The sequence below is a fragment of the Pseudophaeobacter arcticus DSM 23566 genome, from assembly GCF_000473205.1.
Classification (GTDB): domain Bacteria; phylum Pseudomonadota; class Alphaproteobacteria; order Rhodobacterales; family Rhodobacteraceae; genus Pseudophaeobacter; species Pseudophaeobacter arcticus.
Genome location: NZ_KI421507.1, coordinates 108798 through 130342 on the forward strand (window position 1 = coordinate 108798; position 21545 = coordinate 130342).

Sequence of the window (21545 nt, forward strand, 5' to 3'; positions counted from 1 at the left end):
CGCATAAAAGTCGTGATACACTTAGCAATGAACAGTAATCAAAACTGTTCAACATCAGTTAGGTCCTTACGTCGCCGCAAGGCGGTAGGACACTAACATGGACCGAGCCGTCCTCATATCTCTTCAGACAAGTCGCGGCAGCAGCCGTTATCTGGCGCTGCCTGGTGACATAACCACTGAGTGCTGCTCTCGGGCATTGCTTTGCAATACCCTGTCGCACACGGGTTTTGATTTGCTTTGCAAATCGAAAACCGGGTCGGTAGCTCAGGTGGTTAGAGCGCACGCCTGATAAGCGTGAGGTCGGAGGTTCAAGTCCTCCTCGACCCACCACTCATCCTTCGGGATTAAGATGGGGCCTTAGCTCAGCTGGGAGAGCGCCTGATTTGCATTCAGGAGGTCAGGAGTTCGATCCTCCTAGGCTCCACCATTACAGACAATTAGATCGTTAAGCACTGTGCGCAGTTCTTAACCGTCCAATTGGACGAATTGATATCGTAAAGAGAGAAACAATCAACAACACTGTTGATCGCCCCGAGTGTGGGGATGATCTCAGATTGGTGCTGGGTGAGATCTTCGGGTTTTACACAGCGAGCTTATGAACACGTCTGTTTCCTCGGACGTCCATGAGTATGCCGGTTTGAAACGACAGAGTTGTCCAAGTCAAGTACACTAACCCGGTTCCAATTCCGCATAGGTTTTGGAACCACATATGTTTGACGCCAGTGTGGATAACGGGGCTGACCGACATCAGGCCCTCAAGTAGCGAAGCGATAGGGCATCAAACATGGGAAAGTATGCTTTTTGGTTCAGAGATTGTGGTCCGGCTACTTACCAGCGGCTGGATCCTGATTGCCATTGATGTTTTGGCGCTCGGTGTTTGAGACTTAATCAAGTCCTCAAGTAGCGAAGCGGCAGGAGATCATATCTGCGCTCAAGTAGCCGAATAGGCGGTAGCGCAAATAACGTGGCTCTCTATTTCTGGATCAGATCAAGCGCGAGAAGGGCGTTTGGTGAATGCCTTGGCAGTAAGAGGCGATGAAAGACGTGATACTCTGCGATAAGTCATGGGGAGCTGAGAATAAGCTTTGATCCATGAATTTCTGAATGGGGCAACCCACCTGAAAGTTCATTATAATTGCTTCGGTAATTTATAATGTTCTTAACCAGGTACTTATGAACTGAATACATAGGTTTATAAGAGCAAACCCGGGGAACTGAAACATCTAAGTACCCGGAGGAAAGGAAATCAATTGATACTCCCCTAGTAGCGGCGAGCGAACGGGGACCAGCCGAGCCTTGAGTGTGAGAAGAACCTGTTGGGAAGCAGGACCATAGCGGGTGATAGTCCCGTATTCGAAGCATGAGAGGACGTATTAAGTAGGGCGGAACACGTGAAATTCTGTCTGAAGATCGGAGGACCACCTTCGAAGGCTAAGTACTCCTTACTGACCGATAGTGAACCAGTACNGTGAGGGAAAGGTGAAAAGCACCCCGACGAGGGGAGTGAAACAGTACCTGAAACCGAACGCCTACAATCAGTTGGAGGGCCCTTGCGGCCTGACAGCGTACCTTTTGTATAATGGGTCATCGACTTGGTCTCACGAGCAAGCTTAAACCGTTAGGTGTAGGCGCAGCGAAAGCGAGTCTTAATAGGGCGAATGAGTTCGTGGGATCAGACCCGAAACCGAGTGATCTAGGCATGGCCAGGTTGAAGGTGCAGTAACATGCACTGGAGGACCGAACCCACATCTGTTGAAAAAGATCGGGATGAGCTGTGCCTAGGGGTGAAAGGCCAATCAAACTCGGAGATAGCTGGTTCTCTGCGAAATCTATTTAGGTAGAGCGTCGTACGAATACCCCGGGGGGTAGAGCACTGGATGGGTAATGGGGACTCACCGTCTTACTGATCCTAACCAAACTCCGAATACCCGGGAGTACTATACGGCAGACACACTGCGGATGCTAACGTCCGTAGTGGAGAGGGAAACAACCCTGACCTCCAGCTAAGGCCCCTAATTCATGGCTAAGTGGGAAAGCAGGTGGGATGTCCAAAACAACCAGGAAGTTGGCTTAGAAGCAGCCATCTTTTAAAGATAGCGTAACAGCTCACTGGTCTAATTAAGACGTCCTGCGGCGAAGATGTAACGGGGCTCAAGCCATGAGCCGAAGCTGAGGATGCACATAGTGCATGGTAGCAGAGCGTAGTGTGACACAGGATTTTGTCTGCTTTATCGCTGAGATATGAGGGCGCGGTCAAACGTGCTCAAGTAGCGAAGCGGTAGCACAGACATAAATCCTTTCGATGAAGCGGGCGCGTGAGCGATCCCGTGGAGAGATCACTAGCGAGAATGATGACATGAGTAGCGACAAAGAGTGTGAGAGACACTCTCGCCGAAAGTCCAAGGGTTCCTGCTTAAAGCTAATCTGAGCAGGGTAAGCCGACCCCTAAGGCGAGGCCGAAAGGCGTAGTCGATGGGAACCAGGTTAATATTCCTGGGCCATGAGGTGGTGACGGATCGCGGGTGTTGTTCATCCTTATTGGATTGAATGAGCAGCTGAGCGGTTCCTGGAAATAGCCCCTCTATAAGATCGTACCCTAAACCGACACAGGTGGACTGGTAGAGAATACCAAGGCGCTTGAGAGAACGATGTTGAAGGAACTCGGCAAAATACCTCCGTAAGTTCGCGAGAAGGAGGCCCGGGTCCTACGCAAGTGGAATCCGGGGGCACAAACCAGGGGGTGGCGACTGTTTATTAAAAACACAGGGCTCTGCGAAGTCGCAAGACGACGTATAGGGTCTGACGCCTGCCCGGTGCCTGAAGGTTAAAAGGAGGGGTGAGAGCTCTGAATTGAAGCCCAGGTAAACGGCGGCCGTAACTATAACGGTCCTAAGGTAGCGAAATTCCTTGTCGGGTAAGTTCCGACCTGCACGAATGGCGTAACGACTTCCCCGCTGTCTCCAACATCGACTCAGCGAAATTGAATTGCCTGTCAAGATGCAGGCTTCCCGCGGTTAGACGGAAAGACCCCGTGCACCTTTACTACAGCTTCGCACTGGCATCAGGATTGTGACGTGCAGGATAGGTGGTAGGCATCGAAACCGAGACGCTAGTCTCGGTGGAGCCTCCCTTGAGATACCACCCTTCGCACTCTTGATGTCTAACCGCGGTCCGTTATCCGGATCCGGGACCCTGCGTGGCGGGTAGTTTGACTGGGGCGGTCGCCTCCTAAAGCGTAACGGAGGCGCGCGAAGGTTGGCTCAGAGCGGTCGGAAATCGCTCGTTGAGTGCAATGGCAAAAGCCAGCCTGACTGCGAGACTGACAAGTCGAGCAGAGACGAAAGTCGGCCATAGTGATCCGGTGGTCCCGAGTGGAAGGGCCATCGCTCAACGGATAAAAGGTACGCCGGGGATAACAGGCTGATACTGCCCAAGAGTCCATATCGACGGCAGTGTTTGGCACCTCGATGTCGGCTCATCTCATCCTGGGGCTGGAGCAGGTCCCAAGGGTACGGCTGTTCGCCGTTTAAAGAGGTACGTGAGCTGGGTTTAGAACGTCGTGAGACAGTTCGGTCCCTATCTGCCGTGGGTGTAGGATACTTGAGAGGAGTTGCCCCTAGTACGAGAGGACCGGGGTGAACGAACCACTGGTGGACCAGTTGTCGTGCCAACGGCAGTGCTGGGTAGCTATGTTCGGACAGGATAACCGCTGAAGGCATCTAAGCGGGAAGCCCCCCTCAAAACAAGGTATCCCTGAGGGCCGAGGTAGACCACCTCGTCAATAGGCCAGAGATGTAAGCGTGGTAACACGTTCAGTTGACTGGTACTAATCGCCCGATTGGCTTGATCTGATCTAGTAATAGACAGCCAAGAACCAAATAAGCACCAATTGACTTGTGACATAACAAAGGTGCAGCAACGTGCATTTGCAATGCAAATACTCTGCCTGCTGCCTGACAGACTTTACTTGCGTAACGTCGTCAGTGTTGATTGTTTCCCTGCGATCTTGGAAATGTCCTCGTGACATAACTGGGGCGCGGTCTCTCGGGCATTTGCTAAAGCAAATACCCTGCCGACCGCCAACCAAAAAAAATCCAAGAACCGCAGGTTCTTGGATTTTTCTTGGTTTGGTGGCGATAGCGAGAGCAAAACACCCGGTCCCATCCCGAACCCGGAAGTTAAGTGCCTTTGCGCCAATGGTACTGCGTCTTAAGGCGTGGGAGAGTAGGTCACTGCCAAACCTAGTAAAATCCAAAAACTCTAAACGATAAAATANCCTTCAGATACCAAATCACTGAAGGAACAATCGTCTCTAAACCTAACGGTAAAGACAACAAAGGGCTTAACTAGCGAAAGCGATAGCCCAAACATAAGGTCCTCAAGTAGCCGATAGGCGATAGGACAAACATATGTCCTCAAGTAGCCAATAGGCGATAGGACAAGAATACTGTCGCGGGATGGAGCAGCCCGGTAGCTCGTCAGGCTCATAACCTGAAGGTCGTAGGTTCAAATCCTACTCCCGCAACCAAAATTTACATATCAATAACAGATACTTGCAGCCACCTACGGGTGGCTTTACGCGTTGCTGCTATATGCGCAGTGCTACAACGGTGCTAGGCCAGGTAATCGCGAAACACCTTGGAGCCGGTGGCCCAGTTCTCAAGATGCCCCTGGCGGGGAAGGGTTACGTAAGGTTCGCCCTGTGGTGTCTTCCACAGCTCCAGGTCATCAACCCGTGCCCGGTCCTGGTCCGTATCGTTACCTATACGTAGGGCGGCTTCCTCGGCGCTGTCCCCCCTATACCTATACGTAGGGGCGAGCGGCGCATTTGCCGCTGTTCCAGCCTGTATCGTAACGTACGGGATCGTTGCATCGGGAAGGTCGCAGAACACCCCGTTGATCAGGCTGTCAATCTCGCCACAGCCCCAGCCCGCCGTGATAGCATCGGCAACGTCCCACCCCTTGGGCAGCGGTTGGGGGAGGACCCCGGTCCGATCATGGGATTTAATCAGGGCGTCGGTGATCGGCAGCAAGAGCGGCGTCGCTTTATGTAACGTAACGAGATCTTGTGCGAGCTGTTTGGCATAATCCTGCCCTGGCGCGTCAAGATCAGGCCAGATGATGACCCTGCGCCCTGCCAGTGGCGACAGGTCGGTTTTTGCCAGGGCCTTGCTGCCGCCAAAGCTGGTGGAGGCCAGGTATCCGAGATCTGTGAGCGCATCGGCGCAGGTCTCACCTTCCACCCAAAAGATCGGCTGGTCTGGCGCGGCCTGGGCGATTTTGTCCAGGTTGTAGATGGGGCGTGATTGCGGTGCTTTCCATGCAGCTTTGGCCACATCATAGGGCAGGAAGAACTTGCGCTGTCCCGTGCCGTTTCCTTCATAGCGATTGGCGACCAGAAGGGGTGTTCCTGTTTGGTCGGTGTAGATATGCTGTTTGTCAGCCAGACCCGCAGAGGGGTGGCGCAGATCTTGCAGCGCGCTCATGGCTGCACCCCAAAGCGCTGCGCCAGTGCGCGTGCGGCCTGTCCCTGCTGTAGCCCATTCAGGTAGGCAAAGAGGCTGATGGCATCGCCGCCCCTGTCGTCGGTGGCAAAGTCCGCCCAAAGACAATTATCCATGTTGATCCGGAACGACCCTGGCGAGCGATCCGCGCGGGTGGGGTTTAACGCCACCCAATCGCGCCCCATACGCCGCCCATCGGGCAGCCATTCCGCCAGAAGGCTGTGCAGGTTGACCCGGCACAGTTCTGCGATGGCGGCAAACTCAATTGGCTTCCAGTTACCAGTCATTTGCAACCACCTCCCGCAGGCGAGAAATCTCAAAGGCTTCGACGTCGCCAGCACGGTAGCGCACCAGGCGACCAACTTTGACATAAGCCAGCGGGTAGCGCTTGGTGCAGCGCCAGGTCGCAAGCGTGGTCGGCGAAACCCCAAGCCGATCTGCGACTTCCTGCGGGGTCAGCAGCGCGTTTTGTTTTGGATTGCTCATAGTTCATCACTCCCTTTCAATGTGTGAGTGATGAGAGAAGTAGCCAGAAACATTGGGCAAATGCCAACAAACTGAATCGTAAGAATGGGGCGGAAATCCTTCCCCATTCTTACGATGAGCTTAGAGCTTACCGTCTTCGCGCAGCTTGCGGATGGTGCTCGCCACCCGTTGCGGCGTTATCTCGGTGTCGATCCGTTCGACAATCGGATGAAGTGTTGCAATGGTTGCCGACAGGTTCTCTTGCAGTTCCTTGAAATACATTCCTTCAGTGAAGGGGAGGTTTGAGTTGGATTGCCAATGTGGCAAGACCGAACGCAGAAAGCACTGCAGCGGGTGGTCTCTGCCCAGCTTGCGGGCCTGACTGCGTCGCTTCCAGGCCTCAGTGTCCAGTTCATATTGTTCTTGAGCGTTCGGCCGGTCGCCAAAGAGGTACTCGTTTGAATAGTCTTCCTTCTTTGGCTGGTGGTTGCGAGTTGCTTCCGCACAAGCCTGTAAATCCACCAGCATGTCCTGCAAGTGGTGAAATATTTTCCGGCGTGTGCCGATCAAGTCGGGCAGGGATAGGCCATTAGGGGTCTCGGCCAGCGCGTGAAACCCTCGAATGCGGTCCTCCAGCTGGGTCTCCAAGTTAGGGTGATCGACAAGCTCCAGTAAGGCACTTTCAAGCTGTTCAGCTTTGGCTGCGACTTTGGAGAGCGCTGCATTGTCCTGCTTTGCTGAACGTTGCTCAAAGCGCTCTATTATACCGGAGAAATAGGTGTTCGCCGCGTCTAGCAGAATTGCCCGCCCGCTTTCCGGTGGAAGGCCCAGGCAATTGGAAAAGCTATCGATAGCTTCTTGGGGAACGATCTGATCAAACTGCCCTTTGGTGTCCTCTGTAAGGTCGAATGTAAGAGAGGGGTAGAAAGCGGCCAAGCGCTCGGATTGGGTTAAAACGTCTGGATGGGACAAAGCAAGCCTCAACATTCAACGGAAAGCTCTGTCGTTGTCGGGCATTCAAGATAAAAATACCAGAGGCTGACAGTGCTGACAGCAAAGACAGTGATGCAGCGGCTAATTTACAAAGAAACCAGAAGAAGCTCTAAGGGCCGCAGTCAGCCTAAAGCGGACATGCCCCGCGCCCCTGATCCGAGGCCTGTATTCAGTCACGTAGGGCGGAAACTGGTCATTGGCTGCGCTTGCAAAATGGCTCCTTCGAAACTCGAAAAGCTGCCGTTGAGTTGGGTTCCACAAACTTTCACCCTCAATGCTAGTATACGCCAACGGCAGGCACTATATTATGCAGAAAGCGGCGAGGCGACGACAAGGTGTAGACGATGAGTGATGAAGACACCGGCAATGAGAAACCCAAAATTTTCGACATTTCCAAGTTAAACATGGAAATGAGCGATGAAGACCGGGCGGCTGCGGATGAACGCCTGAGGGAACAGTTCAAGGAAATGACGGAAGGAAGCGCTGTTATGAAGGACGCATTGCGCGGTATCGGCGGCGTCAGCGCGCTACAGGAAGCCATGGGTTCCGTGACCAGTTTGCAAGATGCGATCAACGCGAGCGGGATTGGCAGCATACAAGACGCAATCAATGCCAGCGGCATACACAGCATGCAGGATCAAGTGCGCGACGCTATGAGCGGCTTGGCGACAAGCGGTATCCAAGACCATATGTCCGCCCTGACGGGTGCAGGTATAATGGATCATCTCAGCGCCGAACGCTCAGCGATAGAAGAAGCCCGTAAAGCGGCCTTAGGCGGCTTGCCAGAAGGATATTTGGATAACCTGACCGGGGCTACCGGTGCAGCCGCGTTAGCAGCGTCAGGGCTACAAGATCGGATGCGCGGTCTTGGCTTGGGCGAAGAGTCATCTTTCTCACGCATAGCCGCCGGGATTGCAGAGCAACAAAGTGTCTTGGACCAGATGAATCAAGAGCGGCTTGAAGTAATGCCCCCGGTCATCGATCTGCCAAGAATTGAAAACCCGCTTATCGAGACAAACAAGCGCCTTGAGCGCATTGAACATCGCTTTGATCAAATCTCGCACGTTGCCGAAACGTCCGCGCAGACAGCGACAGAGCTTCAATTGGCGGCGGCGGAATTTCTGAGAGACTTCAAAGAAGCTGCATCGAAGAACGATGAAGCGGCGGCAGACGCCATCCGGCTTGGCAAGCGTGCCATGTGGGCCGCGATAGTCATTCCGTTCCTTGTGTTTGGTGCGCAGTACGCTGCAAATACCTATTTGCCAAATCAGCAAACGGAAGCGCTTCAACAGACGATTACTGGGCTACAGACTGAGATTGATGCGATGCAGGCCGCTGACGCGGCGCAGACGGAACGCTTGATAGATGGTATCGCAGCGTCCAATGAAGCCACGGCGGCGGCAGTCTTGGAAGGTCTGAGGGCGTTGCAGCCGCCTGCCGCTGGCGCGGCTGAGACAGCCGACTAAAGGTAGAATTTGCCTTCTGCGCCGAAACCATTAGGGGCTTCCCACGGCAGAGCTTCCACATCTGCGCGTCTATCCTTAGCGCATGAGGCCGTCAGGCCGTTCGATGTTTGCAGCCACGCGCCGTCTTTACGTTCGAGCCACGCGGACGTGTAGAAACCGCCCATCTTCCTGCGCATCGCTGATCCCGATACGGCGGCGGCGATAAATCTCTTTCCCTGATCCGTGGGCCAAAGCGCGACCTTAATAGAAATTTCGCCATGCCCAGCGTCATGTGCGTGTCCGATTCCCGGAATTCCATCCATCTCAAATTCAATCGTTGGAGATTCCGCAAAGTTATTTGCGTCGGGCGTCAGCCCGAATTTGTCGCGCCGTAGAAATTCATTGATTGTGCGCACAAGCACCTTTTGTCGAGTTTGTCTTTTGCGCTTAGTTTAGGCATTCTCGATTTCTCCGTTCACATGCTAATTTATCGTTAACTCAGATTTTTTCTTTCTTTACCGGCGCGCGGCTACCGGGACGCCCTTTCTTGCGTCTCTTTGAAATATTTGATTGGCCACTCAGTTGGTGTGAAAATCTCATGGAAGTCACTGTCAACATTGCTTGCGATACGTGCAAGCAAACCAATTAGGCGATGCGCGTTTTCGCGGGTCTCACGTAATAGGGTTCCCTCTACCGCAACATCATCGCCGCTGCGTTCGACGTATCTACTGTCGATGACACCCGCATTGTGTTCAAAGACGTGCCTGCGCTCCATCATCAACCTGATAAAGCGAGTATCTTTATCCGCTATTCCTTTAAACGGGTTCAGGTCGAAAAAGTCTTTCAAACGCTTGAATGTTTCCGACTCAATGTCATGAAAGACTAATCTAGAAAGCGCTTCTTTCCGCGCGGCCTTCATCGGAGTCCGGCGCATAAGTTGTTTGGCAAAGTCACGGCAAGCTGCATCGAATGCAGAAACGCTTTGGCCTACGGCTGCCTCTGATTGCGCTTGTCCCCTATTTAGAGATTGCCTGATTTCCTCAAGCCGACCGGAAAGCATCTGTATGTTATTCCGCCACCCGCAAGCGGCGCAGTAGCCATAGAGTCCCCTGATATCGTTGAACTCGCCGCAGTGATCACACTTGTATCGCGTCTGTTGGGTCTGTGACGCGTAGTAGAAATCGGGCTTGGGTTCATCTGCGGCCTGTTTGACGATGCTTTCCATGTCGATTTCTACTTGTCGCTCTGTCCCCTTTTCATCGGGGGCAGCTAATTCTTCCTCCAAAGTCTCCGCAAGGTGAGCTAAGAACCGTCGCTGTGCTGGTGTGAGAAATTGAAATGCTGCCGTTCTCAGGCCGCAATAAGGACAAGTTTGCGGATAAATCGCAGCATGGTTTCCATTGCGAAAGTACCCATTGCACTGCGGACACTGGTGGCCCCAGCATCCAAGCGAGTCGGACCCTATGATTGCTGGAACACATCCCTCTGGTGGTGGCGGGTCAAACGATTGCCCAATTCCACCCAATTTGAAATCAGACACTGGAATTCCATGTGGAAGTAAGATGTAGACGCCAACGGCAGTCATCGGCCCCGGACTACGCCCGACAATTCCAAACGCCGCGCCCTTTCGCCCTTCGGCATCGCATGCGATATTTATCGTGGTATTGGCACCGCAGTGGGCAACCTCTTTGAAATCTTGGTCGTAATACGCCATTGCCTGCATCGGTCCACTTACTGAATCTGGTATTGATCTTTCGAGATTGTAGCTTGCCCGCAACGCATGGACCATCGCTGACGTGGTGAAAACAACGAAAGGCTTTCACCCAATCATGGCATCAAGGAAATGTGAAACAAGCAAAGCCATGCACCTGCAGTTAGAATACAGGTCGATTGGCTGAGCCGCAGCCTTCGAAGTGCAAGCTGGGTGTCCGTTAGAGGGATGTGCCGACCTCTTAACCCTTTAGGCTGGGTTTTCTCTATTTTTACGAATTCAGCACAAAGATGCGTTGCTGTCTCGCCAAATGTCTCCTATTGCGGGCCGCACCGCAGCATGTCGATCAGTGGGTGAAAGGCCGCTCTGGGCCGCGACTACTTGGTGCCCTTGTCGGGCCTCTGCCCGCCATACGCGTCCAGCACCATCTTGAAGTAGGTCGTCGTTTTGTCGGAGTGCGCGCCAAGACCGGGCCAGGCGAACGGAAAGGTTCCATCGGTCACCGACCAGTCAATTTCTAACCACAGCATTTTTGCAATAGCCTCAGCCTCAGGCGACTCCTTGTCTTCAGGCCAGAGGTCCATGTCCAACGTTATCCACGCGTCGCCGTCATCATCGACCTTGATGTCAGCGCTCAAAGCAGCCAGCCTTTCTCCCACGTTGCTTGCGTCATCCAGTAATGCTGCTCGCAACAACAACTCGGCCTTCCTAGCGTCCATGTCCATTGTTAGTGCCATGTCTGTCCTCTCCCTTTGGATGAGAGATATGCATTACTTAGCTCGATTAAAGGGCGTATTGTTCCGAGGTACGCTTCGGCGAAGCCGCACTGCGGCGACAGTTTCCCCAACGAGTGGCATCTGTGGGTGGCTCCTGCATTGCAAGCGTTTTCTGTCGGTATTTGCGGTCATTTTCGTCAGTACTGTCGTCTGTCCGGCCTGTTTATGTTTTGGCATTGCCTCCACTGGCCCTAATGAATTCCGCGAGCGAGGTTCCAATCGGCTTATCGACCTCAGAGGGCCGCAGCCATTCCCGGAGTGTCCTTGCTCTTGGTTGACTTAAGTCCGCATCATTACTTCAACGTCTTGCATCTGGTAGGCAGTCGGCGCGGTTAGAACGCGGGCTGCCTGTATTCCTGTTTCTTTGTGAGCATCGCCCAGATGGAACGCGCTGCCTTGTTCGCCATCGCGACGGTTGCCAGCCGGAACGGTTTCTCCGCGATGATCTTCGCCGTCCACAGATCGACTTTTTCAGGTGAGCGCTTCGCCATTACGGCGCGAGACGTCATGCCCACGACCAGAAGCTTGCGAATGTAGCGGTCGCCAGCCTTTGTGATCTTGCCCAATCGCTCCTTGCCGCCGCTGGATTTGTTGAGCGGGGTCAGCCCCAGCCAAGCCGCTAGATCGCGCCCGGTGCGGAATTGTTTTGCGTCCCCGATCGTAGCGACAATGGCCGATGCTGTTATTGGCCCAATTCCTGGCATGCGCATCAATCTGCGCGCATTAGCATTTAGCAGAGCATGTTGCTCGATCATCTTGGAATAGCCAGAGATGCGTTCGTTCAGGCCGATGAATTGGTAGCACTGTATCCCGAGCATCCCGTTCGCGATCTCAGGCATGTCCGGGTGATCACCGTCAAGGTGGCGCTTCGCAAAGGCCGTTACCGCTTCGATCCCGATAGGCAAGATATGCCCGAACTCGCGCAACAGGCTGCGGATCATATTGGCCAGCTGGGTGCGCTGCCGGACTGCCAGATCCCGCGTGCGGTGGATCGATAGAATAGCCTGTTGATCCTCGGTCTTGATCTCGACAAAGCGCATCGTCGGGCGCCTGACGGCTTCGCAAATTGCCTCCGCGTCCACCGCATCTGTCTTTCCGCGTTTGACATAAGGCTTTACATAGTTCGCAGGCATCAACCTGACATCGTGACCAAGTTTGCGCAGTGTGCGCCCCCAATGGTGCGCTGATCCACAGGCCTCCATTCCGACCATACAAGGCGGCAGCGTCTCGAAGAACGCCAATAGCTTCGCACGCTTGATCGCCTTGTTGAAGATCACGCGACCATTCTCGGAAATACCGTGAACTTGAAAAACATCCTTGGCCAAATCTAGGCCGACTGTCTTAACTGTCATTGGGTGGCTCCTTTCCTAGCAGTTGATGATAATTGCACTTTGGCACATTCGATGCCGGTGGAGCAGGAGCCACCCACCTCATCCGCTCCGGGCCGGTCGCGCCCTGCCACTATGCGCGGCGGCTTGGACTTTGCAAAGTCAGCTTCCTGCGCAGAACTGCCATTGGGGGATATGCTACCGCGTCTTCGAGAACATCAGCTCAGTTGCCTTGTCTACGCTTTCACGGACCGGGTCCAGGTTTAGCCTGGCATAGATTGCGGTCGATTGCTGCGAACGGTGGCCCAGCGATTTTTCGATGATATAGCCATTGGCCCCCGTCGCTGCCTGATAGCTGCCAAGGGTGCGGCGCAGGTCGTGTATGCGCAGGTTTTCAATGCCTGCCTCTGCCAAAATGCGCGTCCAGGCTTTCTTGGGGTCGGCCAGGTGGCCGCTCTTGCCGGAGCCAGCAAATACATAGGGGCTGTCTGATTTCAGCTTGCGCTCAATTAGCAATTCAACGGCTTGCTGGGGCAGGTGGACTGTCAGCGGGTCAGCGTTTTTGGTTTCCTCAATGCGCCAGGTTGCGGCTTCAAAACTGATATCTTTCCACATCATCGCCAGGGTGTTTGATTTGCGCGCCCCGGTCAGCAGGGAGATCATAAAGAAATCCCGCGCGGCCTCATTTGGTTCATTCGCCAGGGCTTCAAAAAAGCGGGGCAGCTCGTCCGGTTGCAGGAACCTGTCGCGGCTCTGTTCGCGGAATTTCTTGATCCCGGTTGCCGGGTTTACGCCCTTCCAACCCCATTCGATCCCTTTGTTGAAAATGGAACGAATGCGTTCAAGCAGGCGATTGGCCTGATAGATGCCGTTTTCCTTGCCGGTCTTGGCATGCAGCCGTTCGACCTCGGCCCGGTCAATGCTGGAGATTTTACGGCGGAACCAGTGCGACAGATACTTGTTCACTTCGCGCTCATCGTATTTCCACGATTTTTTGTGAACCTTGGAGTATTTGTCCATGTATTCGCCGAAGAGCGCGCCAAACGTCATCTCGTCTCGAATGGCCTTCTTGTCTTTTTGCGGGTTCGCTCCGGCGGCGATGCCGCCTTTGGCCTTGGCGGCAGCTTTGCGGGCTTGCTCTACGGTCATGTCGGGGAACTTGCCCAAGAGCAGGCGTTCCGGGCGGCCCTCAATTCGTTTGTAGAGGTAAAAGCTCTTTGATCCCGCAGCGGTTACGGCCATCATTAGCCCCGCTTCACGTTCATCATAGTAATAGTCCCGCGCGCCCTTCCTGGCGGCTGCGGCCTTTAAGAGTGCGGCTTTGGTAAAGTTCAAACGATGGCTGGCCACGCTGTTCCCCTGAAATGTCTTGGTGCTACGAAATACTATTGGTGCTACACCAGTGCTACACTGACGAGCAAATTTGAACAATATACGGGTGTGAGTGGTTTAGTTTGTATGGGTGTAATATATTGATAAATATACAAAGAAATATGTTCAGTAAACTATAGCAATATCACGCCTGTGAGGCTCATAACCTGAAGGTCGTAGGTTCAAATCCTACTCCCGCAACCAATATTACCAAATAATCTCAGTAGCATAGCGCCCAATCGGGCGCTTCTTGCGTTTCGACTCCCTATCCCGTGGAAGCACTGTGGAAGCAAACGGAACGCGTTTGGAGCTGTGGTGAATACGCAACACTGCCGTAGGGCATAGGAGTGGCATGCTCACTCAGGGAGACGAGCGCAGGGGCTGACAAAGCGGGTCGAAGTGTCCCTGCGCGCTCCTGTAATCCGTTTGCTTTCAGTGGCGCTACTTCATACAATTTAGAGATGTTCAGATTTCTTTTCAGATCGCTTTGTAAGCCGAGCTATCGGCCTCGGGCTAAGCCACACAAGAAACCGGTTAGAGAAACGCTTGCCTATAAGGCAGGCCGCAGTATTGCCGCTTCTTCGGCGCAACCAAAAACGCCGCAGTCTCGTGCGCCCAAAAGGGTCGATGCGTTCGATGCAACGACCTCTCACTCAGTCACGCTGCCGCGCGTACTGGAAGGGCGAGCTTACGTTACGGACGGTGACACAATTACGATCCAAAAGACCCAAGTACGGCTTTACGGAATAGACGCACCGGAACTGCATCATCCCTACGGCAAGAAGGCCAAGTGGGCCATGGTGCATCTGTGTAAAGGTCATCGTATACGCGCGGAGATCACTGATGAAGACGAATATGGCCGTACAGTTGCAAAGTGCTTCCTGCCTGATGGTCGTGATCTATCCGAGGAACTAGTAAAACAGGGCCTCGCTATCGACTGGCCAAAGTTCTCAGGTGGTAATTACAGTAATCTTGAGGTCGCTGGCATCCGTAAGAAGCTTTGGCTTGCCGACGCTCGCCAAAAAGGCCGCATAGATGTTTTGGAAAAATTTGACGCGCGAAAGAATGGTGAAAGCAAAGAAAAATGAAAAACCGGCCCAATGCGGATGAGGTGGGTGGCTCCTGCTCCACCGGCATCGAATGTGCCAAAGTGCAATTATCATCAACTGCTAGGAAAGGAGCCACCCAATGACAGTTAAGACAGTCGGCCTAGATTTGGCCAAGGATGTTTTTCAAGTTCACGGTATTTCCGAGAATGGTCGCGTGATCTTCAACAAGGCGATCAAGCGTGCGAAGCTATTGGCGTTCTTCGAGACGCTGCCGCCTTGTATGGTCGGAATGGAGGCCTGTGGATCAGCGCACCATTGGGGGCGCACACTGCGCAAACTTGGTCACGATGTCAGGTTGATGCCTGCGAACTATGTAAAGCCTTATGTCAAACGCGGAAAGACAGATGCGGTGGACGCGGAGGCAATTTGCGAAGCCGTCAGGCGCCCGACGATGCGCTTTGTCGAGATCAAGACCGAGGATCAACAGGCTATTCTATCGATCCACCGCACGCGGGATCTGGCAGTCCGGCAGCGCACCCAGCTGGCCAATATGATCCGCAGCCTGTTGCGCGAGTTCGGGCATATCTTGCCTATCGGGATCGAAGCGGTAACGGCCTTTGCGAAGCGCCACCTTGACGGTGATCACCCGGACATGCCTGAGATCGCGAACGGGATGCTCGGGATACAGTGCTACCAATTCATCGGCCTGAACGAACGCATCTCTGGCTATTCCAAGATGATCGAGCAACATGCTCTGCTAAATGCTAATGCGCGCAGATTGATGCGCATGCCAGGAATTGGGCCAATAACAGCATCGGCCATTGTCGCTACGATCGGGGACGCAAAACAATTCCGCACCGGGCGCGATCTAGCGGCTTGGCTGGGGCTGACCCCGCTCAACAAATCCAGCGGCGGCAAGGAGCGATTGGGCAAGATCACAAAGGCTGGCGACCGCTACATTCGCAAGCTTCTGGTCGTGGGCATGACGTCTCGCGCCGTAATGGCGAAGCGCTCACCTGAAAAAGTCGATCTGTGGACGGCGAAGATCATCGCGGAGAAACCGTTCCGGCTGGCAACCGTCGCGATGGCGAACAAGGCAGCGCGTTCCATCTGGGCGATGCTCACAAAGAAACAGGAATACAGGCAGCCCGCGTTCTAACCGCGCCGACTGCCTACCAGATGCAAGACGTTGAAGTAATGATGCGGACTTAAGTCAACCAAGAGCAAGGACACTCCGGGAATGGCTGCGGCCCTCTGAGGTCGATAAGCCGATTGGAACCTCGCTCGCGGAATTCATTAGGGCCAGTGGAGGCAATGCCAAAACATAAACAGGCCGGACAGACGACAGTACTGACGAAAATGACCGCAAATACCGACAGAAAACGCTTGCAATGCAGGAGCCACCCACAGATGCCTTTCACACGGACCAGGGTCGCTGCAACGCAGCTTCTCCAAAGCGGACCTCCTCTGTCTGGGGAGGCGCTTCCATAGGGGGTGATCTATGCCCTGCTACGCGAACGCGCTCCGGTTGAAGCCGTGAGCGACATCAACCAGAGCAAGCTAGGGCGTTTCCTCGCAGGAACCCGGCTGCGTGTCTGCGCGCCCGAGGAGGTTTTGCCAAACCTGCCCCGGTCTGCAAGAATCCTTGATATGAACCCGAATTACTGCGAGGAAATCCGGAATATGTCGAACGACGCATTTACATATGTTGAGGTGGGAAATGACTGAATTTAAGCAAGAGATCGCAGGCCGCATCGCGGAAATGATGAACAACAAGCCGTTGAACGACTTGGCTATGACATTTCTGCAAGCCACGACCCAGCCAAAGTATTCGTATAACTACCACTGGCAAGATCGCCCGATCATTCAATACCCGCAAGATATCGTAGCGATGCAAGAACTCATCTGGAGCATCAAGCCCGATCTGATCATCGAGACGGGTATTGCGCATGGTGGGTCGCTGGTCTTCAGTGCGTCCATGCTTGCGTTACTGGACATGTGCGATGCCATTGAGGCGGGCACTGTCATTGACCCATCGAACTCGTCCCGCAAAGTTCTGGGTATCGACATCGACATCCGCGCGCACAACCTTACCGCTATTCAGAAGCATCCAATGGCCTCTCGCATTGAGATGATCGAGGGGTCCAGCATTGACCCAGACATCTTCGCCAAGGTTAATAAGGCTGCTGAAGGATACGAGCGCGTCCTTGTCTGTCTAGATTCAAACCACACTCATGATCATGTCCGGAGCGAACTGGAGCTTTATGCGCCGCTCACGTCGGTCGGAAGTTATTGCGTCGTCTTCGACACGCTAATCGAGGACATGCCTGCAGACGAGTATCCCGATCGCTCCTGGGGACCGGGCAACAATCCAAAAACTGCGGTTTGGGACTATCTCAAGACCCACTCCGAGTTCGAGATTGACAAGAGCATCCCCGCGAAACTGCTGATCACGGTCGCTCATGATGGTTTTCTCAAACGGGTCCGGTAGATCAAAGCTGGCGCTGAAAACCCTTGGACCGACGCTTGGCCGCCTTCCAGGCCAAGCGAGGCGTCATATCGCCTGACAGAACCGCGCCAAAATCTTGCCCCAAGATCGCATCTATCATATGGGCTGCCGTAAGAATGGTGTTTTCGCCTCCCTCGGTTGCGGACACCCTGAAACTCGATAGTTGCCCCTGCGCACGGGCGAAGCGCTCTTTCAGGCTTCGTTTGGCCTGAGGCGGGCCTTGCAGAGCGGCGTCCAGGAGGGATTGTGTGCCCTTCGCTGCGGCGTGGTCCCCCAGAATGCCACGCATTTGCTCTGCTAGCGCTGGGTTCTTTCTGGTCGATCCACGAACATACTTATACCAGCTGAGGTAGTCGGGTTGAAATGCCTCAAGGGCATGGTTGCGCCGCAAGGTCTCCAGGGTCGAGAAAAACGCCAATGGGACTGATCCGGCATGGGGAAACACATCGCTCATCGGGTCGGTAATGTTCTCTTTTGCAAAAAGCTTGCTGCTGCTGGTCCCAGAACAATTGTTTTGTTCGGCTCCGTGGCCACCGCCGGTGCTGGCCGGGCTGTATCCGTTGATCGAGAACGGGTGGTCAACTCCGATGAAATGGCCGTCTTTCAAGATGGATCTATAGGATAGGTTGACGTCAGGAATGGCGCTGTCGAAAACCGTTCTCCCGTCCATCGAAGTCTTGAGCATGTAGGCGCGCGAAAGGCAGCCGTGATATATATCTGGAACCGGACGCAGGTTGGATACGTCTGCCGTCATGAGTTTCTGTAGGTTTTCCGCGCCGTGAAAAGCCTTCGGAGAGCCGAAGCAATTGCTGCGGTAGAATCTGACACCGCCGGTCTTCCTTCCATACCCTTCAATGGGCCAGCCATAGGTTGCCTTGATCCAACTCAGACCATCAGGTCTGTTGGCCTCCAAAAGCTGCCGCAAGTAGGGGAACTGTTTTGGTAGCATCCCATCGTCATCGCCGAAGTAGATCAGATAATCACCTGTCGATGCTTTGAAAGCCGTTTCAAAGTTCTGCCGCATTGACAACCGCGCCCCCGTATTCACGTAGACCAGTCGGCTGTCATCAAACTCTTGCATGAGTTCCTTGGTCCCGTCGGAGCTGGCATTGTCGCTTACAATGATCTCAATGTTGTCATCGTCGATCTCGAGAGCAGTCTGAACGGAATGCCGCAAATACTGGCCTCGTTCTCGGGTTGGAATGGCAATGCTGACTTTCAATTTGAAGAGCTCCTTTTGCATTATCTAACGTAGGGAAAATCTTTAATCTTATGCGATTTTTCTGGGTCGAAGTGAAGCCGGCTTCCCAAGTCTACCCGCATTCCAAGAAATACAAATCTCAGAGCTACGATGAATTTATAATGGATGGCCGAAGTCCAGACAACAAAGAACTATTTAGGGTCTTCGTTTCTCTTCGCAGCTTCAGTCACGATCAGTTTGATGGACTTGTTGTGAAGGACATCTCTGAGCTGTAAGCTAATGTGCTGTGCTAACCCAGCTTTAGGCTAGAAATCTGGAAGGTCTGCTTCCGCTTGTTGTAACGGAGATTTCGTGCCCGCAGCGAGGGTTCGCTCCCCGCCCGTTTTACTTAAACCGATACCGCGCGGCTGCCTTGCTGAGGCGTTCTGGCAGGGGCGTAGGGTGTTCTGCGGATAGTCTTCGATATGGCTATCTAGGCCGTGTTGACAAAAGGGATTCACAACGCTCTGTTGGCGTGCTTCAAGCTGGTATCTGCTCTGGAGGCCAGCTTGGCACGAGACTTGATGACCGACGATGAGTGGGCGTTTTTCGAAGATTTCATCCTCGCTACCCGCGCACCGAACGGGCGCAAACCGGCCAACCATCGCCTTGTTCTGGATGGGATTTTCTGGATCGCCCGGACAGGATCTCCTTGGCGTGACCTGCCGGAGGAGTTCGGAAAGTGGTCAAGTGTTTACCGCCAGTTTCGCCGATGGACCTTGACTGGGCTTTGGGAGGGCATTCTTGATACCCTCAACCAGAGCGGGGCCGTCCCAGAGGCCCTGCAAATGGTCGATAGCACCGTCATTCGCGCCCATCATCAGGCAGCGGGCGCTAAAGGGGGACTCCTCGACAGGGTTTTGGCCGTTCAAGAGGTGGGTTCACGACCAAGATCCGCCTCCGTGTCAACGCGCATGGCCTGCCAATGAGAACGCAAATCACACCGGGCCAAACGTCGGATTATCTCGGTTTCGACCTGGTCATGGCCGACAACCTGCCGGGGCCCAAGGTGCTGCTGGCAGATCGGGGTTATGATGCTGACCGCATTCGGAAAACCATGGATGAGCGCGATATCCTCACTCAAATTCCAATGCGCAAGACCCGCAAGATGCGCGTGGGGGTAGATCACAGACTTTACCGGCGGCGCAACATGGTTGAGCGATGCTTCAACAAACTAAAGAATGCCCGGCGCGTCGCAACCCGCTATGACAAGACTGCTGAAAGCTTCCTGGGCTTCATCGACATCCCATCAATCCGCCTTTGGCTCCGGCATTTGCCAACATGACCTAATGATTGTCCGCTTCGGGAGTACTTCAGCGCAGCGTTGCGACACCGTGTGAATGTCCGGTCTGGGCCGGTCGCTTCGGTCCACTAGGTTGCCGGTAAACCATGCTTCGCTGCACCCTGGTCGGATGTCAGCGAAGCGCAGGTAGCGAGCTTTGCAAAGTCATGGTGGCACACCAGAGCGTCAGGCGCGACTGGCCCAAAGCTACCGCTCAATCGAGTTGTAAGAAACCGCAGTTAACGCCGCAAATGCGGACATTTGAATGAAGCGCCAACCAATTTAATCTCGGCACTTCGCAGGCGGCTTTGATCTGTGGCAACGTTTACAACCCGGGTTTGGAGAGCGCTTGGCGACAGCGCGGCCTGGTGCGGGACGCTGCGGGAGGTGTGTTGCGTGACCACACGCAAACAGGGAGTCTTGAGCTGACGCCTCAGATTTAAGCGGATTCTTCGTTGTTTACCTGCTAGCCAATCGCATTGAAAGCAATGAAACACGTGGGGAAGGTGATGCCGTTCAATCCTTGGCATACTGTTGTGCTGGCCTAGCACAAATCTCTTTACACTTAAGTACTAGTCCAAAATTTTGAGGACAGAAATCAAGTTTAGGAAACCGACAGTGACAAAGTTTTACAAAGATATGCTTAGAAGGCACCCTGGAATCACCATAATCTTGTCGGTTGCTTCTTACTTTTCTTCCATCCTCATACTGAAATTTTTTGACCTAATGCTCGGACCCATAGGCGGCATAATAGCTGTTCTGCTGTGCGGATTTTGGATGATTTTTTCCGCCATTCAAATCTTCCTTAAATTGCGCAGTATTTTTTAGAAAAAATTCTAAATCCACCCAAAATTCAAATAAACAAGAAAATTAAATGGAGTTGTCCATGGCTGGTCCGCGTTCGGGAAGCTCAGGTTCATCGGTTAATATGCATTGCTTGAACACATGGATGCAATGTCCGGTTTGGGCTGATTTCGGACCTCGCTGGACTTAGAGCAAGTGAGGTCTGGCACTCTTCTCCCGGTTGGAATGAAACAGGGACCAATGCGAGTTCCCGCAACCATAAACCATAATAATATAAACACCTTAGCGCCCCATCGGGCGCTTCTTGCGTTTCGACTCCCTATCCCGTGGAAGCACTGTGGAAGTGACCTGCCCCTATTTTCAGGGCCACCCATAAATCGAGTTTGCTCAACATTCGTGTGCCATCATTCGGCGGCGTGAGCAATGGGCGTGGGCGCGCCAGATACGTCAGGCTTGATCTGGATATCCCAACAAGCCTGCATGCCCGCCGCTCGGTGAATTGGTGATCGCGCACCAGAGTTCTCACGGCATCCCGGCGGGCAGCAGGCGTCAGGAGGGTCCGCAGGCTCACTCGAACGCATGGCGTTTGCCTGCTTCCATTGCCAACAGCCCCTTGAGACCGGCGTTATCAAGCATGGCGTCGGCCAGGAGGCGCTTCCGTTCCGTGTTCTCTGCCTCAAGATTCTTCAACCGCCGCAGCTCGGATACTGTCATGCCGCCATACTTGGCTTTCCACTTGCACAAGGTGGCGTCCGACATTCCGTTCGGCGCGACAAACGATCCCCCGGATCGTTTGCTTTACGCTTGAACTGCGGCAAAGCTCCGAGACTTTGGCTCCCGCCGCATACTCCTGCAAAATCCCGACAATTTGTTCCTCTGTGAACCGTGACTTGCGCAGTCTTCGTTCTCCTCGTTGCTTTGAACGTTACGAGAACAAACTCTCAATTTGAATGGCCCAAAATCTTGGGGACACGTCAGAATCGCCAATCCAGGTCATTGTGAGGGCGCTGCCATTTGTTCAATTTCCCTGCCGAATTCAAATAAAATGGCGACACTCAGAGTTGAGGT

Annotated in this window: 17 protein-coding genes, 3 tRNA genes and 2 rRNA genes; 10 read left to right on the forward strand and 12 right to left on the reverse strand. The window is 53.7% G+C overall.

The genetic code is table 11. The features are described 5' to 3' along the window. Positions 1 to 253: 253 nt before the first annotated feature. From ARCT_RS0104585 to ARCT_RS0104610, 5 genes are all read left to right on the forward strand, one after another. A tRNA-Ile gene (locus ARCT_RS0104585) sits at positions 254 to 330 on the forward strand. Positions 331 to 351: 21 nt separating this feature from the next. After that, positions 352 to 427 (forward strand) — tRNA-Ala (locus ARCT_RS0104590). 559 nt (positions 428 to 986) lie between these two features. Then, positions 987 to 3851: ribosomal RNA gene (locus tag ARCT_RS0104600) — 23S ribosomal RNA — on the forward strand. 275 nt (positions 3852 to 4126) lie between these two features. After that, positions 4127 to 4241, forward strand: a 5S ribosomal RNA gene (rrf, locus tag ARCT_RS0104605). Between the two features lie 210 nt (positions 4242 to 4451). Then, positions 4452 to 4528 (forward strand) — tRNA-Met (locus ARCT_RS0104610). A gap of 85 nt (positions 4529 to 4613) precedes the next feature. Here ARCT_RS0104610 and ARCT_RS0104615 read toward each other — a convergent pair. The 4 genes from ARCT_RS0104615 to ARCT_RS0104630 form a co-directional block, all read right to left on the reverse strand. Then, on the reverse strand, positions 4614 to 5486 hold the full coding sequence (locus tag ARCT_RS0104615; RefSeq protein WP_027239009.1) for a hypothetical protein: 873 nt from the start codon (positions 5484 to 5486) through the stop codon (positions 4614 to 4616). Next, positions 5483 to 5791, reverse strand: a complete 309-nt coding sequence (locus ARCT_RS0104620) for a hypothetical protein (RefSeq protein WP_027239010.1) — start codon at positions 5789 to 5791, stop codon at positions 5483 to 5485. The genes ARCT_RS0104615 and ARCT_RS0104620 overlap by 4 nt, the downstream gene beginning before the upstream one ends. Then, complete coding sequence (locus tag ARCT_RS0104625; protein ID WP_027239011.1) at positions 5781 to 5990, reverse strand: helix-turn-helix transcriptional regulator; 210 nt, start codon at positions 5988 to 5990, stop codon at positions 5781 to 5783. The genes ARCT_RS0104620 and ARCT_RS0104625 overlap by 11 nt, the downstream gene beginning before the upstream one ends. Before the next feature lie 120 nt (positions 5991 to 6110). Beyond that, positions 6111 to 6905: a hypothetical protein gene (locus tag ARCT_RS0104630; protein WP_161631291.1), complete on the reverse strand. Its 795-nt coding sequence runs from the start codon at positions 6903 to 6905 to the stop codon at positions 6111 to 6113. Positions 6906 to 7306: 401 nt separating this feature from the next. Between ARCT_RS0104630 and ARCT_RS0104635 the strand changes: the two genes are divergently transcribed. After that, a complete protein-coding gene (locus ARCT_RS0104635) occupies positions 7307 to 8428 on the forward strand; it encodes a hypothetical protein (RefSeq protein ID WP_027239013.1) in 1122 nt (373 codons plus the stop codon). On the opposite strand, the gene ARCT_RS25425 is transcribed toward ARCT_RS0104635, so the two are convergent. The 5 genes from ARCT_RS25425 to ARCT_RS0104660 form a co-directional block, all read right to left on the reverse strand. After that, positions 8425 to 8823, reverse strand: a complete 399-nt coding sequence (locus ARCT_RS25425; protein ID WP_154665308.1) for a hypothetical protein — start codon at positions 8821 to 8823, stop codon at positions 8425 to 8427. The genes ARCT_RS0104635 and ARCT_RS25425 overlap by 4 nt on opposite strands. A 113-nt stretch (positions 8824 to 8936) precedes the next feature. Further along, positions 8937 to 10121 (reverse strand): hypothetical protein, encoded by a 1185-nt coding sequence (locus ARCT_RS27860; RefSeq protein ID WP_154665309.1) that lies wholly within the window; start codon positions 10119 to 10121, stop codon positions 8937 to 8939. A gap of 374 nt (positions 10122 to 10495) precedes the next feature. Further along, positions 10496 to 10855, reverse strand: coding sequence for a hypothetical protein (locus ARCT_RS0104650; RefSeq protein WP_036784403.1), 360 nt, complete (start codon positions 10853 to 10855; stop codon positions 10496 to 10498). A 371-nt stretch (positions 10856 to 11226) separates the two neighbouring features. Further along, the gene (locus ARCT_RS0104655; RefSeq protein ID WP_027239017.1) at positions 11227 to 12246 is read right to left on the reverse strand and encodes an IS110 family RNA-guided transposase; all 1020 of its coding nucleotides are present in this window, start codon (positions 12244 to 12246) and stop codon (positions 11227 to 11229) included. A 174-nt stretch (positions 12247 to 12420) separates the two neighbouring features. After that, complete coding sequence (locus ARCT_RS0104660; protein WP_027239018.1) at positions 12421 to 13572, reverse strand: tyrosine-type recombinase/integrase; 1152 nt, start codon at positions 13570 to 13572, stop codon at positions 12421 to 12423. A gap of 482 nt (positions 13573 to 14054) precedes the next feature. Here ARCT_RS0104660 and ARCT_RS28600 point away from each other — a divergent pair, with 482 nt between their 5' ends. The 3 genes from ARCT_RS28600 to ARCT_RS0104675 all read left to right on the forward strand — a co-directional run bounded on the left by ARCT_RS28600 (position 14055) and on the right by ARCT_RS0104675 (position 17133). Then, complete coding sequence (locus ARCT_RS28600) at positions 14055 to 14681, forward strand: thermonuclease family protein (protein WP_240476247.1); 627 nt, start codon at positions 14055 to 14057, stop codon at positions 14679 to 14681. Between the two features lie 100 nt (positions 14682 to 14781). After that, positions 14782 to 15801: an IS110 family RNA-guided transposase gene (locus ARCT_RS0104670; RefSeq protein WP_027239017.1), complete on the forward strand. Its 1020-nt coding sequence runs from the start codon at positions 14782 to 14784 to the stop codon at positions 15799 to 15801. 561 nt (positions 15802 to 16362) lie between these two features. Then, the gene (locus ARCT_RS0104675; protein ID WP_027239020.1) at positions 16363 to 17133 is read left to right on the forward strand and encodes a cephalosporin hydroxylase family protein; all 771 of its coding nucleotides are present in this window, start codon (positions 16363 to 16365) and stop codon (positions 17131 to 17133) included. A 1-nt stretch (position 17134) separates the two neighbouring features. On the opposite strand, the gene ARCT_RS0104680 is transcribed toward ARCT_RS0104675, so the two are convergent. Continuing rightward, positions 17135 to 18373, reverse strand: a complete 1239-nt coding sequence (locus ARCT_RS0104680) for a glycosyltransferase family 2 protein (protein ID WP_161631292.1) — start codon at positions 18371 to 18373, stop codon at positions 17135 to 17137. Positions 18374 to 18888: 515 nt separating this feature from the next. On the opposite strand from ARCT_RS0104680, the gene ARCT_RS27450 reads away from it, so the two are divergent. Beyond that, positions 18889 to 19676 (forward strand): IS5 family transposase gene (locus ARCT_RS27450; protein ID WP_154665431.1). Its coding sequence is split into 2 segments (ribosomal slippage): positions 18889 to 19228 and positions 19228 to 19676, totalling 789 coding nucleotides; the frame shifts between segments, so codons are not numbered across the junction. 1368 nt (positions 19677 to 21044) lie between these two features. On the opposite strand, the gene ARCT_RS28925 is transcribed toward ARCT_RS27450, so the two are convergent. Further along, positions 21045 to 21236, reverse strand: a complete 192-nt coding sequence (locus ARCT_RS28925; RefSeq protein ID WP_154665310.1) for a transposase — start codon at positions 21234 to 21236, stop codon at positions 21045 to 21047. Beyond that, on the reverse strand, positions 21154 to 21375 hold the full coding sequence (locus ARCT_RS27870) for a transposase (RefSeq protein WP_154665432.1): 222 nt from the start codon (positions 21373 to 21375) through the stop codon (positions 21154 to 21156). Before ARCT_RS27870 ends, ARCT_RS28925 begins: the two co-directional genes overlap by 83 nt. Between the last annotated feature and the right edge of the window lie 170 nt (positions 21376 to 21545).

Excerpts from the sequence above, each read along its gene's own strand:
- ARCT_RS28925 (WP_154665310.1), bottom strand. The coding sequence starts at position 21,236 with ATGTCGGACGCCACCTTGTGCAAGTGGAAAGCCAAGTATGGCGGCATG.
- ARCT_RS0104625 (WP_027239011.1), bottom strand. The coding sequence starts at position 5,990 with ATGAGCAATCCAAAACAAAACGCGCTGCTGACCCCGCAGGAAGTCGCA.
- ARCT_RS0104655 (WP_027239017.1), bottom strand. The coding sequence starts at position 12,246 with ATGACAGTTAAGACAGTCGGCCTAGATTTGGCCAAGGATGTTTTTCAA.
- ARCT_RS0104650 (WP_036784403.1), bottom strand. The coding sequence starts at position 10,855 with ATGGCACTAACAATGGACATGGACGCTAGGAAGGCCGAGTTGTTGTTG.
- ARCT_RS28600 (WP_240476247.1), top strand. The coding sequence starts at position 14,055 with ATGTTCAGATTTCTTTTCAGATCGCTTTGTAAGCCGAGCTATCGGCCT.
- ARCT_RS0104620 (WP_027239010.1), bottom strand. The coding sequence starts at position 5,791 with ATGACTGGTAACTGGAAGCCAATTGAGTTTGCCGCCATCGCAGAACTG.
- ARCT_RS0104670 (WP_027239017.1), top strand. The coding sequence starts at position 14,782 with ATGACAGTTAAGACAGTCGGCCTAGATTTGGCCAAGGATGTTTTTCAA.
- ARCT_RS0104615 (WP_027239009.1), bottom strand. The coding sequence starts at position 5,486 with ATGAGCGCGCTGCAAGATCTGCGCCACCCCTCTGCGGGTCTGGCTGAC.
- ARCT_RS0104675 (WP_027239020.1), top strand. The coding sequence starts at position 16,363 with ATGACTGAATTTAAGCAAGAGATCGCAGGCCGCATCGCGGAAATGATG.
- ARCT_RS0104635 (WP_027239013.1), top strand. The coding sequence starts at position 7,307 with ATGAGTGATGAAGACACCGGCAATGAGAAACCCAAAATTTTCGACATT.
- ARCT_RS27860 (WP_154665309.1), bottom strand. The coding sequence starts at position 10,121 with ATGGCGTATTACGACCAAGATTTCAAAGAGGTTGCCCACTGCGGTGCC.